Origin of the sequence: Domibacillus enclensis (assembly GCF_900156125.1) — a bacterium.
Lineage (GTDB): Bacteria > Bacillota > Bacilli > Bacillales > Domibacillaceae > Domibacillus > Domibacillus enclensis.
Genome location: NZ_FTLX01000003.1, coordinates 15396 through 30640 on the forward strand (window position 1 = coordinate 15396; position 15245 = coordinate 30640).

Consider the following 15245-nt stretch of genomic DNA (forward strand, 5'->3'; position numbering starts at 1 on the left):
AAGTCTTGATCCTGGTGATATTAGAGAGTGGGATTCCGATTTTATAAAAAGGGAGTTTGAATGGATGGAATGGAAAAATTTGTACCGGGGCGCGGCGATGGGGATAAGTGATTTAATTCCCGGTGTAAGCGGGGGGACAATCGCTTTTGTTCTCGGTATTTATGAACAGCTGCTGGCTGCAATTAGCGGCTTTTTCAGCAGAGAATGGAGAAAGCACCTTGCTTTTTTAATTCCGCTTGGTATCGGCATGGCAGGCACCATTTTATCACTCAGCCGGGCAATTGAGTATTTGCTTGCACATTATTTTGAACCGACACAGTTCTTTTTTCTCGGCTTAATTATTGGTGTTGTGCCATTTATGGTGAAACAGGCCAACGTAAAAGAAACCTTTAAAGCAAGTCATCTTCTCGTTCTGTTAGCGGCTGTTTTGCTGCTTGCCTGGATGGCGTTTGTGAATCCTGGCAGCAGAGAGATGGGAAGCGAGCTCGAGGCAGGTGACTTTGTACTACTGTTTTTCTCTGGCTGGCTTGCGAGCATGGCGATGCTTCTTCCTGGCATCAGTGGCTCCTTTTTACTGCTCCTCATCGGCGTATATCCAGTTGTGATTAATGCATTATCAACATTTAACGTGCCGGTGATTGCGGCAGTCGGTGCAGGTGTGATGCTCGGCTTTGTGATCAGCAGCAAAGCGATCCGCTTCGCACTCAGCCACTTTCCTTATATGACCTATGCGCTGATCATCGGCTTGATCCTGGGCTCTATTTTCACAGTCTTCCCGGGAATTCCAGCCAGCGGCAGCGCGGCGGCTGCAAGTGTTGTAACGTTCGTGCTCGGCCTCGGGTTGACGTATGCAATCGGAAAAAAAGAACCCGCCTCTTAAATTCAGCAGACTGCCTGAGCGATTCGCCGGGCAGTCTTTTTATGATTAGGCTCTGTTAAAGAACAATGTTGATAATCGATAACTTGCCATACACTTGCTGCTTAAAAGCATATAAAAGAGTTTTTTATGTTCATATTTAATTAACGATGCAAGTCACTTTAAGGGTGGGGAGAAGGAAATGGACTATTATCTCGTCTTATTTTTTTGTTTTGCTATTACCCTTCATAATATTGAAGAAGCAATTTGGCTGCCTGAATGGTCACAGCAGTCTTCAAGGTTTCAAAAGCCAGTTACTTCAAGTGAATTCCACTTTGCTGTTATTTTTATAACTATTTTGGCTTATTTATCTGCATTTAGTTTTTTATATGTGCCAGAATCAGATGCTGCGAAATGGATTTTTATTGGATTTTTAGGTTCAATGATTATTAATGCTATTTTTCCGCACCTTCTGGCAACCGTCTTAATGAAAAAGTATGCACCTGGACTTCTCACTGGCTTATTACTTAACCTTCCAGTAAATTCATTCATTATCTATCAGATGTTTTCAAATCATTTAATTGTATGGAAGGAGTTAATCCTATCAACAATTGCAGTAGGAATGATCTTGTTGGCACTTATTCCTTTTTTGTTTAAAGCTGGCAGCAAAATAACTCCTTCTTAATATATTGATTGAAGAAAAAAGGGAAACGTCTACAATTGGTTTCCCTAAATTTCGCTAAAATTATCACCCTCAATGTATAACAAAGCTTATGATCAAATGGAGCAGGTTCATGGGAGATCCAGATCGACTAGGCAGAGAAAGTTGTCAGACAAGAGTGAACCAAAATGCCGATTGCGATCACCAGCAAAAGAAAATGCGTGACCTGCAGCTGCTTCTCCCGCTTGGTTTTGACAAAAAGAGCTATCCACAATACTGCCAGCACATTATTTAAAATAAACGCTGCGGCCATTTTCATCGCTCCCTTTTCTTTTATTGTGCATAGACGAAACGTCCAGCACAAGGAGTGCGTTAGATTTTCTGACGCATGAAAGCAAACTCCCGAGAATTTGCCTCGACAAATGAAAAGAGAATCGTCTATATTTAAAGTATCCCAAATTTTCCAAAAAGGAAACAGTGGAGATGACAATGAAAACGGCGGTGAAGAGATGCAAGCTACAGGAAAGAAGGAAGTAAATACAGGCGCATTAAATGTGAGCAACCAATTAATGAAGAAGCTGGCGCTTGAAGGAAGCCGGGATGAATGGACGGTCCGAATCCGCCATACAGTGAACAAAGGGACCTATAAGGGCAAAAAGCAAGACGGGCATGCGTTTGAAGGAAATGGTCTTCATGTGTATTTAGATGACAGCATGCGCCGAATTACAATGATTAAACGGGAAAAAACGAAACAAGCCCATACATCGAAAAAAACGGTCCTTGATCAAGTCATGGACGAAATGGACATTCTTTTAACGAAGCTTCATGAATATGAGCAGCGCATTACAGAAGAAGTCAGCCTGGCGGATAAAAACATGAACGCGTTGTATCACGAAATCGAAACTGCTTCGTTTAACGCAACAACAGGCTTTCAATATGTGAAAGAGCTGCAGACGGAATTGCGCAAGAGACGTCTCGTCAAAGGAGAAAAAGTCCGCTTTTTAGCTGTAGCAGAAGACATTGACATTGTGAAAGGGCGCGTTCAAGAAATGAAGAAAAAAGCAGAGCGCCTGCAAAAAAAGCAGGAGGACTACACAGCCGGGTGGCCACAGTCGCTGAATGACGTTCTGTCAGGAAATGATTAGAAAATGTGAATCTTCAATAATAGAAGGAGGTTTAGCGCTTTATGATTGAAGACGTTTGGGATCGAATAAAGACTTATGAAGGGCAAATGTTTAAACAGAAAAAAGGAAAGGAATTCAGCTATTCAATAAAAGGGAATATTCTATTTCTAAAAACAACTAATCGGTCTATCACTAAAAAAGTAGTAGAGCAGGCATTGAAATTAGTCCCATTAGAGTCCACTGTACCTGTACAGCACTTACAGGCTCCCTCATATCTTTATGGAATTTTAATGGATGATAGAGTAAGAGGAGATAAATGGTAAGCGGCCATTTCGGATATCCTCGCAATGTCCATCACAACCATTAAAAAGGAGGGTTTACCCTGGAAATCTTATTCATCATAGCTGCAGGCATGGTCTTGTTAGCAATTGTGTCGGGGATGATAAATAGAAGCAGAACGAAAGAAATAGGCGTTCAATCATTGCCCCAGAAGCCCTACGCTGAATTGGCAGAATCACTTGGAATCCGTCTTCCAGAAGCGGAGCCGTTGAAACAGCAGCTGTGTGCGGCATGGAATTCGAGGCTGGAAGCTGACGTGAAAAAGCGGCTGCTTCAAAAGGGTGTTATGACGGAGGAGGAGTTTGGATGGCATCTTTTGGAGCTGAAACGGTTCTTTCTGCTGTCGGCTTTTATGGTGAATGTGCCGATGTACAGCAAAAAGGTGGATGCAATCTGGCACGAGATGCTTTTGTTTACGAAAGAATATGCGGATTTCTGTGAGCAGTTCACCGGCCACATGATTCATCATCAGCCGTCGGTTCACTCTGGGAAGAATAGAACAGACCATCAGCATGACCGGGCCGTTTTTGAAATGGTGTACAGTGTCGTTTTCCAGATCGATGAAGCGGCCGAAGCGATACAGGGCCCCTTTAAGCATGCTGCCTGGAGGAAAGAGTTTGTTGACAAGCTGAAGAACATGCCAAAAGAGGAGCTGGCAGCTTTTTATCAAAGTGAATTTTTTCAAAACAGCAATCAGTATCAAGAGCTGAAGCAGACCATTGCTTCGAAGCTTTGTTCATTAACGGAAAGAGCGAAGCAGCGGCCTGCGCCGAGCCGGGATATGCATTATACGTATGATCCATCGCTTCTTGTTTTATCGGCTGCCATGGGTGAAGAGAATGATCGCGAGAAGCACCATGATTCATCTTCAGGCACTTATTCTTCCTGCCATAGCCGGGACGACCACCACCGCGACTCACACCATTCGCATCATGACGGACATGACAGCGGTTCATCAGACTCAGGCAGCTCCTGCTCCAGCTGTTCAAGCTGCAGCAGCTAAGGAGGAAACGGCAAGAAAATCGTGTTATAATGAAGGATATGTGAATGTCACAGTGAATTCACACAGAAGAGGTGTTCAATGAGCAAAAGAGTGATCAGTCTTATTTTTATTGCAGCGATTGTCATTGCTGGAATTACGCAGAAGGATCTGCTTCTTGATATCGTTAATGAAGGCGGCACATATTCCGTTTTGATCAGCATGCTGCTCGTCTCGATTTGTGTATTTGTACCGATTATTCCGTTTCCGGTACTGGCCGGGTTAATTGGCGGCATCTTCGGAGCGGGGCAGGGCGTGTTAATTACACTGGGCGGTTCAATGATCGGCACGATGCTGTTTTTTTATATTGCCCGCTACGGATTTAAAGAGTGGGCACAGGCCAAAATTGCACATCATCCGCAAGTAAAGGAATACGAGGAAAAGCTGAACAAAAATGCGTTTCTGGCTATTTTGCTTGTCCGGGTCGTGCCGATTGTCCCATCGCCTGTTGTGAACGTGGTATGCGGCTTAAGCCGAGTGAACGGGCTGGTGTTTTTCATTGCGTCAACAATTGGAAAGGTGCCGAACATTCTCCTGCTTTCGTTTGCCGGAGCCAGCTTTTCAGAAAATAAATGGTTTTCGTTCGGATTGTATGGATTTTACGTGCTTATTATTATGATCGTCAACTATGTGATTGTATCGAGAAAGATGAACAAAGAAGCGAATCAGGAAGCTGGTGTGAACATCACGCCGAAGTAATCTTCCTAAGCGATAAAACCAAGCAAGGCATTCAGTTTGAGAATGCCTTGCTTGGTTTTTTGTTTTCTACGGTTTTATCGCCGGTAAATGTCATGTATCGCCGATATAGAGTATCCGAACGCTGATAAAATAATATACCGGCGATGGGAAGCCACATATCGGCGCTAGATGGAGGATACCGGCGTTACATCCGGTCTTGCTGCAAGACTCTTTTAGTTGACTTTCTTTTTCCGCTGCTTTATATTAGTTGATGTATCAATTATTGACCCATCAATTAAATGTGATTGGCAGGCAGGAGGTATGGATTTGTCCGGATTAGGCAGTCAGGATGAAAAGATCGTTTTTCAATTGCATGAAATTAATAAAAGAATTGTGACGAAGTTTGAACGATGTGCCGGCATTAGCCAGTCACGCCTTGAGCTGCTGCATGTGCTTTATGAAGCGGATGAAATGAGCCAGGGCGCCCTTCAAAAAAAGGTGAACATCGACAATGCCGCTGTGACAAGACATTTAAAGCAGCTTGAGGAAAATGGAACGGTGACACGGCGCAAAAACCCTGAGGACAACCGGGTCACGTTTGTGCGGCTTACAGAAGAAGGACGAAACCGGATTGTGGCCTACTGCGAAGAAAAGCAGCGGTTCATTACAACCGTGCTAGAGGGAGTGTCATCAGAAGAACGCTCGCAGCTGATGAACGTACTTGCACGGGTTCAACAGAATGTTGAAAACATAAAATAACGAGCAGAATAGATACGTACGGAAAAGGAGAATGATGTATGAATAAAACAAAACTAAACGACTTTCAAGAAATTATTACAGGGCGCCGGTCAATCCGGTATTATGATCCGACAGTGAAAATCAGCCGGGAGGAAATGAAGGAGATGTTAACCGAGGCTTCTCTTGCGCCTTCTTCTGTAAACCTTCAGCCGTGGCGCTTCCTGGTCATTGACACACCGGAAGGAAAAGAAACGCTTGCACCTCTTGCCCGATTTAACCAGTCACAAGTGGAATCGTCATCTGCCGTAATTGCCGTTTTTGTGGACATGAAAAGCGATGAATACCTGGAACGAATTTATGAAACAGCCGTTGAAAAAGGCTTTATGCCAGAAGACGTGAAAAATCAGCAGGTACCGGCAATTAAAGGCTATTTTGACGCGATGACACATGATCAGCTAAAGGAAATGAACCTGATTGATGCCGGTCTTGTTTCCATGCAGCTGATGCTGGTGGCCCGGGCGCATGGATATGACACGAATCCAATCGGCGGGTATGAAAAAGCGCAAGTGGCTGATGCATTCGGTATGGATAAAGAGCGTTATTACCCTGTTATGCTGATCTCGATCGGGAAAGCAGCCAATAAAGGATACGCGTCCGTCCGCCTGCCAATTGATGAAATCACGGATTGGAAATAAAAAATAAAGGAGAATGAACTATGATTATTATACATGCCGGTTTTCAAATTAAACCTGATCAGGAAGCAGCATTTTTAACAGAAATCCGTTCACTTATTCAAGAATCAAGATCGGAATCCGGGAACATTTCGTATGATTTGATGAAAGATACGGAACATGACCACGCGTACACGATGGTGGAGGTCTGGAAGGATGCAGAAGCGGTCGGAAGCCATAATGCAAGTGATCACTTTCAAGCATTTGTCAGCAAGGCGCCGCAATACTTGTCAGCGCCGCTTTCAATCAAAAGCTTTGAAGGAAATGAACTCTCGAATGAATGATCCTGATCAAAAAGGGCCGAACGAATGCGATGCTTTTCGCAAAGTCGTTCGGCTTTTCTTTTGCTCAAACCCCCGAGCTCTTCATTTCATGGATTGAAGCAGAAAATCCCCTGACTTTCGTGAATCATGATATGATACGAAAAGAAAAAATAAATGGAGGAATTAGATTGATGTACAGAGTATTGCTTTATTATCAGTATGTGCCAATAGAGGACCCCGAGGCGTTTGCGGCTGATCACAAGCAGCTATGCCAGGAGCTTGAGTTAAAAGGGCGTATTTTAATCGCTCATGAAGGAATCAACGGGACGGTGTCCGGCACAGTGGAACAGACGAACCGCTATATAGATCATATACAGGCGGATGAGCGCTTTACAGATATGGTGTTTAAAGTGGATGAAGCAGAAGGACACGCGTTTGCTAAATTAAAGGTCCGCCCGCGCAAAGAGCTCGTGACACTTCGCCTCGAAGACGACATTAATCCGCTGGAAGTAACAGGTGATTACCTGGAGCCAAAAGCGTTCCTAAAAGCGATGAAAGAAGATAATACGGTTATTCTGGATGCGCGCAACACATACGAGCATGAGCTCGGCCACTTTAAAGGAGCGATCCGGCCGGAAGTGGAAACGTTCCGGGAGCTGCCGCAATGGATTCAAGACCACCGGAGCGAGCTTGAAGGCAAAAAAATTCTCACGTATTGCACAGGCGGCATCCGCTGTGAAAAATTTTCCGGCTTTTTAAAGCAGGAAGGCTTTGACGATGTCGGCCAGCTTCATGGAGGCATCGTTTCTTACGGAAAAGATCCGGACGTCCAGGGTGAAAACTGGGATGGCCAGTGCTTTGTATTCGACGACCGTCTTCGTGTGCCGGTCAATAAAGTAAACCCGCTCGTTGTCGGCCGGGACCTGTTTACCGGTGAACCGTGTGAACGCCATGTCAGCTGCGGCAACCCGGAATGCAATAAAAAGATTTTGATGTCTGAAGAAACCGAGCATGCGTATTTGCGTGCTTGCTCAGATCATTGCCGGACTCATCCGCGCAACCGCTATGTGTCAGAGAATGGGCTGACGGCTGAAGACGTACAGAAACGATTGAACGCACTTCTTCAAAACGTCTAAGAAAAGCCTGTTGACAATAAGTGCGTTTTCATTTACAGTTGTGCCAATGATAGAAACGGAAGGGTGACCCAATCGAATGAAGTTCTAATCCTGTTTTTGAAGACGATCGAACTGAACTTTTTTTAAAAGCAGTATCACACTTTTTTGTGATGCGTTCAATCGATCTTTTCAGAAGAGGATAGAGCAAATTCGATCAGGGGAGATCCCTGCTTTTTTGCGATGCCTCTCTTTCTGAAAAGAATGAGGGGCCTTTTTGTGCCCTGAAAGGGGATGAGAAAATGAATGTACTGGAAGCTCGTCAAATACGGATGGAGATAAAGGATCGAACGTTATTGTCTGTCGACCAATTACATGTTAAAGAAAAAGACCGAATCGGCTTAGTCGGTAAAAATGGCAGTGGGAAAACAACCTTGCTGCACATTTTAGCGGGGGCATTAAAGCCGGATCAAGGAAGCATCCAACAAAAAGGCACGGTGGACTTGCTGCCGCAGCTGAAAAAAGTGGACGCCGCAAAAAGCGGCGGAGAGATAACACAGCGGTATGTAAATGAAGCCCTGGTTAAAGGGCCAAGTCTTCTTCTGGCCGATGAACCGACAACGCATCTGGACAAAGAGCATATTGAATGGCTGGAAAAAAGTCTGCTTCAATGGCCGAATGCGTTTATCGTTGTGTCTCATGACCGTGCGTTTTTAGACGCTGTCTGCACAACGATTTGGGAAATACAGGATGGGTGTATTAACGTATATAAAGGGAATTTCTCTGCTTACGCTGCTCATAAGGAAACCGAACGGCGTCAGCAGAAGTTGGAATTCGAAAAGTACGAGAAAACAAAAAAGCAGCTGGAGCGGGCGATTGAAGCAAAGCAGCAAAAAGCCGAGCGCGCAGTGAAAAAGCCTGCATCAGCCGGTTCTTCTGAAGCACGGAATGTAAAACCGTATTACGCCAAAAAACAAAAAAAGCTGCAAACAACGGCAAAATCGCTGGAAACAAGGTTGGAAAAGCTGAATAAGATTGAAAAGCAAAAAGAGCTGCCGCCGGTACGAATGAATATGCAGCAGCAGGAAAGCTTAACAAACAGGGTTGTGATACGGGCCGAGCAAACAGCAGGAAAAGCCGCAAATCGAGTGCTGTGGAAAGCGGCGGATTTCCTTGTGAAGGGCGGAGAAAAGGCAGTCATCCTTGGACCAAATGGCAGTGGAAAAACAACGCTCATTGAAAAAATCGTGCATGGAGATGCCGGCATAACCATTTCACCAGCAGCGGCCATTGGGTATTTCAGCCAGCATATGACGATAATGAATTCAGCTCATACGATCATTGATAATGTAAAGGAAACGTCTCATCAGGATGAATCCGTTATTCGCACAGTTCTGGCCAGGCTCGGCTTCAGAAGAGATGATGTGTTTAAAAAGGTAAACATATTAAGCGGCGGGGAACGGGTGAAAACGGCCCTTGCGAAGCTTCTTGTCAGTGACATGAATGTGCTGGTGCTGGATGAGCCGACGAATTTTTTAGACATTGATGCGGTTGAAGCGTTAGAGTCCCTTTTGAAGGAGTATGAAGGGACGGTTGTCTTTACGTCGCATGATAGGCGTTTTGCCGAACAGATCGCCACAAAAGTGCTGGCGATTCAAGACCAGACATTGGTCGTTTTTGAAGGAACATTGCTTGAATATCAGGAACGAAAAAAACGAACGGTCCACGTCGCCGAAGAGGAAAAGCTGCTCCTAATTGAAACAAAACTGGCTGACGTGGTCAGCCGGTTAAGCATTGAACCATCAACTGAACTGGACCATGAATTTCAGCGGCTGCTGGCTGAAAAGAAAAAACTGCTGGAAAGAGAGTGATCTTTCCAGCAGTCTGTTAAGCGGGTGAGAATGGGATAATGGGCAGTCAGTCGTTAATGGGTCACTTCCACTAAGTCTTCAATGCCAACTTCTGTCCGTTCTTCGCCGGGCCCGCGCAAATGAACAGTGGCCAGCTTTCCGTCTTCGTGGACACGATCGATCCACACAGACACGCCATTAAATTGAACCTCCACGTCTGAAGACGGGGTGGAGACGATTTGTTTTGCACGCTGTACGTCCATTCAGTTACCTCCAGGGAAAGTGATGATCGTTCTGTTTATCGGATCTTTTTTTTCTTAACTGACTCAGCTCAGCCAATTCCCTGGCATATTCTTCATTAACAGAATCTGCTGGTATTTTCAACTGCTTCGGGGTTTGAGAAAGACCGCTGGCACCGCGGCTTCCTGTTTTATGCTCGTCTTTGCCCATTTTTCACGCTGCCTCCTTTACTCGGTCCGTTCTGCTGATGCTTTCATTCGTTCCTGTGGATGAGTGTTAATGGTGCCGTCCGCCCGTTTAGAGGCGAATTCGGCTTTAGCCCGCGCTTTTCCTGCTTCGCCCTTCATGGATGAAACAGAGAAATTCTTTGCCTTGTTCCTCATGTTTTCTCCTCCTGCTGCAGCTGAAATGTGCGTTTCCGCCTTCATAGTATGGGACAAAACAGCAAAATTATGAGAAGGGCTTAAAGTGGAAAGGATGGGTGCATGGTGAAAAAGAAAGCAGGGAACACTCTGAATAAAGTCAATTTGTCACTCAAGACGTGGTATAATGGCAATTGAACATTATTTTGTCAAAGTGAATTTGGCAACGAAGGAGTTTGAATTGGTTGACTAACAAAGAAGTAAAAAGCGAGATGCCCCCGAATTTTAAAGAATTAAAAAAAGAAGCGGACCGGACGTCTAATTGGCGCGGGCGCATGGATGCGGTTGAAGAGCTGGGCCAGTGGAAAAACGACCAGACAATTAAGCTGCTTAAGAGAATAATGGCAGCTGATACGGTTTATAAGGTTCAAGTTGCGGCTTACCGTGAACTGAAAAAATGGGGAGAAGATGTCTCCGAGCCGAAACAGAAAAAAAGTGACGCGATCAAAGGCGTTTCAAAAATATTGCTTCGCATTAAAAAAAGTCTGCCGCAGGACCATACATTTGAACAGTTTGAAGAAAAGCTGAAAAAGATGAGACTTGATGTGTACGACACGTATGAAGGGGAAAAAGGCGCTGAATTTGATCAGTGGCTGAAAAGCACATGGGAAGACCTTCCTGGAAAATAATTCTTCATCCATTCTCTTTTAAGCGCACCTCGATGAATCAATCGGGGTGCGCTTTTTAGCGGCAAGCGGAATAAACAAGATGAGAGAAAAGTCTGTTCATCTCATTGCTTTCTGGCACCATTGATTCGGGATGCCACTGCACGCCGATTATAAAATCCTTTCCCTCCATCTCCACTGCTTCAATTAATCCATCCGAACTGTGACCCACATCGACAAGTCCTTTGCCCAGCCGGTCTATTCCTTGATGATGCAAGCTGTTTACGTTGACGCTCGGGCTTTTCAATATAGCCGCCAGCCTGGATTGAGGTGAAAGAGTTACGTGGTGGACCGGAACGGAGCGATGGCTTTTTTGGTCGTGTAAAATCGGGCTGCTCCGCTGGCTCGGCAAGTCTTGCCAGAGTGTCCCGCCAAGCGAAATATTCAATAGCTGAAGGCCGCGGCAAATGGCCAGAACCGGCTTCGGCTTTCTTAAAAGAGCCGTTGTCAGGTTTAATTCAAATTCATCTCGTTCCTGAAAAACAAATCCCAGCTTTTCATGTGGAGGCTGACCGTAATGAGCAGGATCAACGTCTTCACCGCCGCTTAAAATAAAGCCGTCGCACAGCTTGAGGTAGGACGGAATCACATGCAGTGGAACGGGCGGCAGAAGGACCGGTATGCCTCCGCTTGAAAGGACAGCCCGGTGATAATCGTGATGAACATATACGCCTTCTGTATTTAACGTCTTATGGATAAACGCACTCGTAATGCCAATGACAGGGGCTTTTTTCACCATACACCTCCTTTGCTTATGCGCAGAGCCTTCAAGAGCAATATCTTTAGTAAAAGAGGGAAATACTCTAATATTATCGTATTCGCAAGCTGCTTTTTCTGTGAGAAGAAAGCGGATTAGCAGAAGGTGGACAGGCGCAATTCTGCGTTTACGGTTCGGGTCAAAAGTCTCAAATTGACTTCTTTTTGTTTTAATCGATGGTGAAGAGTGAAAACTACTAAGGAAGGTGAAACGAAATAAGCAACGCAAAAAGGAGAGAAACATTATTATGACACTTGTAAAAGAATATTCAACAGTCGAAGAAGCGGTACAGGCCGCTAACACGCTTTATTCTAAAGGAGTAGCAAACGATGATGTGTATGTCCTTGCGCACGAAAAAGACGTAACGGACGATGTCGCAGACCACTCAAAAGCGGAAAAAATCGGTGTGGATGATACAGGCGTCGGAACGGCTTTTAAAAACATGTTCCGGAGCAAAGGGGACACACTGCGCGCCAAAATGCAGGAAGTGGGACTGTCCGCCGCAGAGGCAGACCGCTATGAAGAACGGCTCGACCAGGGGAAAATCTTGCTCATCTCAAACAACGATCAAGTTATTTTATAAGACGAAGCTAAAAAGGCGAACCGGACTGCAGCCCGGTTCGCCTTTTTCTTATGCATTTAAAAGAAACTGGCAGTCTTTTTCAAGCAGCGGTTTGTAAAAGTAGTAGCCTTGAATATGAGAGCATCCATGCTTCGTTAAAAATGCGAGCTGCTCGGCTGTTTCCACACCTTCCGCAATATATTGCAGGTTTAATTTTTCCGCCATTAAAATAATCGTCTCCAGCACCGCTTCTCCATTATCATCGAGCTCAATTTGGTCAACAAAGTGCTTGTCGATCTTCAGCTTATCCACCGGAAAGTTGCTTAAATAAGAAAGGGCTGCGTACCCCGTGCCAAAATCGTCAATCGATATGCGAATTCCTGCATCACGCAGCTTTCGCAGGTGGCTGTTGACGTTATCAGATGAAAAAAGCTGAACACTTTCGGTAATTTCAAACTCAATTTGGGCAGGATCAATCGCATATTCTTTGAGCTTAGCCTGCACAAAATCGATAAACCGTTCATGCTCAAGTAAAAAGGAAGATAAATTAATGGAAATAATACCGGAAAAGGCATAAGCTGTTTTCCATCTTTTTAAAACGTTGAATACATAGTCGATGATCTTTTCCGTTAAGGAATAAATAAACAGCTTTTCTTCCGCAATATGAATAAATTCAGCAGGGGAGATAAAGCCGTATACCGGATGGTTCCACCTGGACAAGCATTCAAAGCCGATGATTTCTTCCGTCGACGCATCCACCTGAGGCTGAAAAACGAGGAAAAAATCCGTGCCAACTTCAATGTGGCGCAAATCATGCTCAATCTGACGCAGACGAATTAACTCATCCTGAATATCTTTTTTAAAAAGCTCAAAGGAAGAAAAAGGGCTTAATTTGGCTTTTTTGACCGCCATATTTGCCTGGTCTAATGCAGAAGCAGCAGTGACTGTCTGGTCCGCCGAAGAAACAACACCGATGTTTACCTTCAAGGCAACCGCAGGCAGGTCCTTGAGTGGAATCGGCCCGGATGCTGTTTTTAACAAATCGTGAGCCATTCGAATGATTTCAGGCGCAGACAGTGCTTCCGGAATAAATAAAGCGAATTCATCAGCCCCGATACGGGCAAGATCATAACTGTCCGCAACGGCTTCATCCAGTTTCTTTGCTAAATATACAAGCGCTTCATCACCGCGCTCATAGCCATACACTTCATTAAAATGCTTGAACTGGTCAATATTCAAGCAAAACAAGGTAAAGGGCTGCTTTGTTTGTTCACGTTCAAGCAGCTGTACAGAAATCATCCGACGATTGCCGATGCCTGTTAAATGGTCGAAAAAAGCAAATCGTTCGACCCGCTCGCCGATTTGACGTTCTGTGCCAGTCGGCTGAAAAAAAACAGCCAGGCCGCCTTTGTAATACGGAAACAAACAAATATGATAGGAATTACCGGTATTCGAGACATAATCGTACAAGGTGACCGGCTTTTTTTCTGTCATCGCCTGCTCGTAATGGCTGCTGCTGGCTTCCTCGAAAAAGTGAGGAAAGAAATCTGTTATATTTTTCCCGGCTAGAAAATGCCCCGGGTATTGCAGCAGAATTTCTGCCTCGGAATTTACATAGGAAAAGGTCCAGTTGTCATGTAACAGAAAAAAAGGCATGGAAGGAGCCGGTTTTTTTTCAGGAAGAGCTGCTTGGATACGGTCGCATTCTTCATGTGCTAGAATGGCACCCTGTATCAATCCGTGTTCGATGATTGGCTTAACAGAAAAAATAAATGGTTTTGCTGGCATGTCATGGCTGACATACGTATATTGGTAGCTTTCTTTCAGTCCATTCAGCACTTCGTGAACATGGTAAAGATCATCTGTGCGGTTCATCATTTTCAGTAGTTCAATGTAATTCATGCCGCATTCCATATAAAGGGTGGAATTACAGCCAGTGGCTGCTTTTTCACGCCAAATAGTATTCACAGCAAAGATGGTGCCATTCCGGTCCATCAGTGCGGTTTCGGCAGGAATGGCGTCAATAATTCCCTGATAAAACACGCTGCCACCTCTTTAAAAGTAAGTTTCGATTTTAGCTAAAGCAAGATACGCTTTTTTTTTTCGAAAGATATTCTTTCGTCTATATAGTATTCAATAATCATAATTCATTTATGATTATTTTGACACCTTTTTTTATCAATGAAGTAGGACTTTATCAGTGATGATATAAAAATAAGACAAGCAGCTGCTGCCTGTCTTATTTTAAGGCTATTCGATTTCGTCCTTCTTTTTTTGCTTGATACAATGCCTCGTCCGAGCGGGACATAAGAGAACTGATCGTGTCACTTTGCCGAAAAGACGCAACGCCGATGCTGACCGTAATAGGTGTGTGGAACCATTTTCCATTCTCTATATTGAACCGGATGTGTTCAGCCGCTGTCTGTGCCTGCTCGGCTCCCATTTGAGACAGCAGAATAGTAAACTCTTCACCGCCCATTCTGGCTGTTACATCTTCTTCGCGCGTTTCACTTTGCAATTTCCCGGCGAGCTCCTGCAGGACGGCATCCCCGACCGGGTGGCCAAATGTATCATTTACTTTCTTAAAATGATCAATATCAATGAGCAGGATAGAAAAAGGCGTGCCGTCCTTTTTGGATTGATTTACATACCGCGTCAGCTGCTCCTGAAAGTACCGGCGATTTTTAAGACCGGTCAAGGGGTCCGTTACGGTCATCTCTTGAAGCGCTGCATTCAGCACGAGCATCTCCTGCTTTTTTTCCTCATATTCGCTTAACAGATGCTGCAGATTCTCATAGGCCTGACTCGTTTCTTGAAGCATCCGTTCTGCATTTCGGCGTGCCTGGAGAAGATCATTTTCATACTCATGCCGGAGTGTCATATGAACAATAACACATTCAAAGCGGCCTTCGCGTTCAACTGCGTTCAGGAGGACCGGTATGTCACCGTTCTGAAGCTTAAACGTTAAATACATTTCGTTCACATGCTTGTAGGATGCCATAATGGGTGTGAAAAACGTCTGGTAATACAGCTTAGAAGCGACAGTCAGTATCGAATGAATATGCCGGCCGGTTAATTCCTGGCTCCTGCTTGCCCCAAGCATATAACAGAAGGTTTGGTTTACTTCAATGATATAGCCGTCCGGCTTCATAACGAAGTACCCGCATGGTGCCATGTTTAATTGTTTGTCCATAAGTACGCTCCTGCC

The 15245-nt window shown here is 44.7% G+C and carries 20 protein-coding genes; 13 read left to right on the top strand and 7 right to left on the bottom strand.

The genetic code is table 11. The features are described from left to right. The first annotated feature begins 64 nt into the window (after positions 1 to 64). Together BW952_RS06785 and BW952_RS06790 are read left to right on the top strand one after the other, a co-directional pair. The gene (locus BW952_RS06785) at positions 65 to 880 is read left to right on the top strand and encodes a DUF368 domain-containing protein (RefSeq protein ID WP_045851649.1); all 816 of its coding nucleotides are present in this window, start codon (positions 65 to 67) and stop codon (positions 878 to 880) included. A 178-nt stretch (positions 881 to 1058) separates the two neighbouring features. Next, positions 1059 to 1541 carry an HXXEE domain-containing protein gene (locus BW952_RS06790; RefSeq protein ID WP_045851648.1) on the top strand — a complete coding sequence of 161 codons (483 nt, stop codon included), beginning with the start codon at positions 1059 to 1061 and terminating at the stop codon, positions 1539 to 1541. A 127-nt stretch (positions 1542 to 1668) separates the two neighbouring features. Here BW952_RS06790 and BW952_RS19355 read toward each other — a convergent pair whose 3' ends face one another. After that, positions 1669 to 1830, bottom strand: a complete 162-nt coding sequence (locus BW952_RS19355; protein WP_156149429.1) for a hypothetical protein — start codon at positions 1828 to 1830, stop codon at positions 1669 to 1671. 196 nt (positions 1831 to 2026) lie between these two features. On the opposite strand from BW952_RS19355, the gene BW952_RS06795 reads away from it, so the two are divergent. The 9 genes from BW952_RS06795 (at position 2027) to BW952_RS06835 (ending at position 9412) form a co-directional block, all read left to right on the top strand. Continuing rightward, positions 2027 to 2662 carry a hypothetical protein gene (locus BW952_RS06795; RefSeq protein WP_139325427.1) on the top strand — a complete coding sequence of 212 codons (636 nt, stop codon included), beginning with the start codon at positions 2027 to 2029 and terminating at the stop codon, positions 2660 to 2662. A gap of 41 nt (positions 2663 to 2703) precedes the next feature. Beyond that, complete coding sequence (locus BW952_RS06800) at positions 2704 to 2964, top strand: hypothetical protein (protein WP_045851646.1); 261 nt, start codon at positions 2704 to 2706, stop codon at positions 2962 to 2964. Positions 2965 to 3122: 158 nt separating this feature from the next. Beyond that, positions 3123 to 3983 (top strand): glycine-rich domain-containing protein, encoded by an 861-nt coding sequence (locus BW952_RS06805; protein ID WP_076496238.1) that lies wholly within the window; start codon positions 3123 to 3125, stop codon positions 3981 to 3983. A 78-nt stretch (positions 3984 to 4061) separates the two neighbouring features. After that, a complete protein-coding gene (locus tag BW952_RS06810; RefSeq protein WP_045851644.1) occupies positions 4062 to 4718 on the top strand; it encodes a TVP38/TMEM64 family protein in 657 nt (218 codons plus the stop codon). Positions 4719 to 5018: 300 nt separating this feature from the next. Next, entirely contained in the window at positions 5019 to 5456 is a 438-nt protein-coding gene (locus tag BW952_RS06815; RefSeq protein WP_045851643.1) for a MarR family winged helix-turn-helix transcriptional regulator, read from the top strand. A 38-nt stretch (positions 5457 to 5494) separates the two neighbouring features. Beyond that, positions 5495 to 6130 carry a nitroreductase family protein gene (locus BW952_RS06820; RefSeq protein WP_045851642.1) on the top strand — a complete coding sequence of 212 codons (636 nt, stop codon included), beginning with the start codon at positions 5495 to 5497 and terminating at the stop codon, positions 6128 to 6130. A 20-nt stretch (positions 6131 to 6150) separates the two neighbouring features. Then, entirely contained in the window at positions 6151 to 6450 is a 300-nt protein-coding gene (locus BW952_RS06825) for a putative quinol monooxygenase (protein ID WP_045851641.1), read from the top strand. Positions 6451 to 6620: 170 nt separating this feature from the next. Further along, a complete protein-coding gene (gene trhO / locus BW952_RS06830; protein WP_082084648.1) occupies positions 6621 to 7565 on the top strand; it encodes an oxygen-dependent tRNA uridine(34) hydroxylase TrhO in 945 nt (314 codons plus the stop codon). A gap of 278 nt (positions 7566 to 7843) precedes the next feature. Beyond that, on the top strand, positions 7844 to 9412 hold the full coding sequence (locus tag BW952_RS06835; protein WP_045851640.1) for a Vga family ABC-F type ribosomal protection protein: 1569 nt from the start codon (positions 7844 to 7846) through the stop codon (positions 9410 to 9412). Between the two features lie 53 nt (positions 9413 to 9465). Here BW952_RS06835 and BW952_RS06840 read toward each other — a convergent pair whose 3' ends face one another. From BW952_RS06840 to sspK, 3 genes are read right to left on the bottom strand one after another with little or no spacing between them, the layout of a single operon-like run. Continuing rightward, positions 9466 to 9654 carry an H-type small acid-soluble spore protein gene (locus BW952_RS06840; RefSeq protein WP_045851639.1) on the bottom strand — a complete coding sequence of 63 codons (189 nt, stop codon included), beginning with the start codon at positions 9652 to 9654 and terminating at the stop codon, positions 9466 to 9468. A gap of 4 nt (positions 9655 to 9658) precedes the next feature. Further along, a complete protein-coding gene (locus tag BW952_RS06845; RefSeq protein WP_045851638.1) occupies positions 9659 to 9841 on the bottom strand; it encodes a hypothetical protein in 183 nt (60 codons plus the stop codon). Positions 9842 to 9858: 17 nt separating this feature from the next. Next, entirely contained in the window at positions 9859 to 10014 is a 156-nt protein-coding gene (gene sspK / locus BW952_RS06850) for a small, acid-soluble spore protein K (protein ID WP_045851637.1), read from the bottom strand. Between the two features lie 224 nt (positions 10015 to 10238). On the opposite strand from sspK, the gene BW952_RS06855 reads away from it, so the two are divergent. Further along, positions 10239 to 10682 (top strand): HEAT repeat domain-containing protein, encoded by a 444-nt coding sequence (locus BW952_RS06855; protein ID WP_045851636.1) that lies wholly within the window; start codon positions 10239 to 10241, stop codon positions 10680 to 10682. A gap of 55 nt (positions 10683 to 10737) precedes the next feature. Here BW952_RS06855 and BW952_RS06860 read toward each other — a convergent pair whose 3' ends face one another. Beyond that, positions 10738 to 11454 (bottom strand): gamma-glutamyl-gamma-aminobutyrate hydrolase family protein, encoded by a 717-nt coding sequence (locus tag BW952_RS06860; RefSeq protein WP_052698497.1) that lies wholly within the window; start codon positions 11452 to 11454, stop codon positions 10738 to 10740. 268 nt (positions 11455 to 11722) lie between these two features. On the opposite strand from BW952_RS06860, the gene BW952_RS06865 reads away from it, so the two are divergent. Continuing rightward, positions 11723 to 12058: a YflT domain-containing protein gene (locus BW952_RS06865; protein ID WP_045851634.1), complete on the top strand. Its 336-nt coding sequence runs from the start codon at positions 11723 to 11725 to the stop codon at positions 12056 to 12058. A gap of 48 nt (positions 12059 to 12106) precedes the next feature. On the opposite strand, the gene BW952_RS06870 is transcribed toward BW952_RS06865, so the two are convergent. Further along, complete coding sequence (locus BW952_RS06870; protein WP_045851633.1) at positions 12107 to 14080, bottom strand: sensor domain-containing protein; 1974 nt, start codon at positions 14078 to 14080, stop codon at positions 12107 to 12109. A gap of 196 nt (positions 14081 to 14276) precedes the next feature. Further along, positions 14277 to 15230, bottom strand: coding sequence for a sensor domain-containing diguanylate cyclase (locus BW952_RS06875; protein ID WP_045851632.1), 954 nt, complete (start codon positions 15228 to 15230; stop codon positions 14277 to 14279). Between the last annotated feature and the right edge of the window lie 15 nt (positions 15231 to 15245).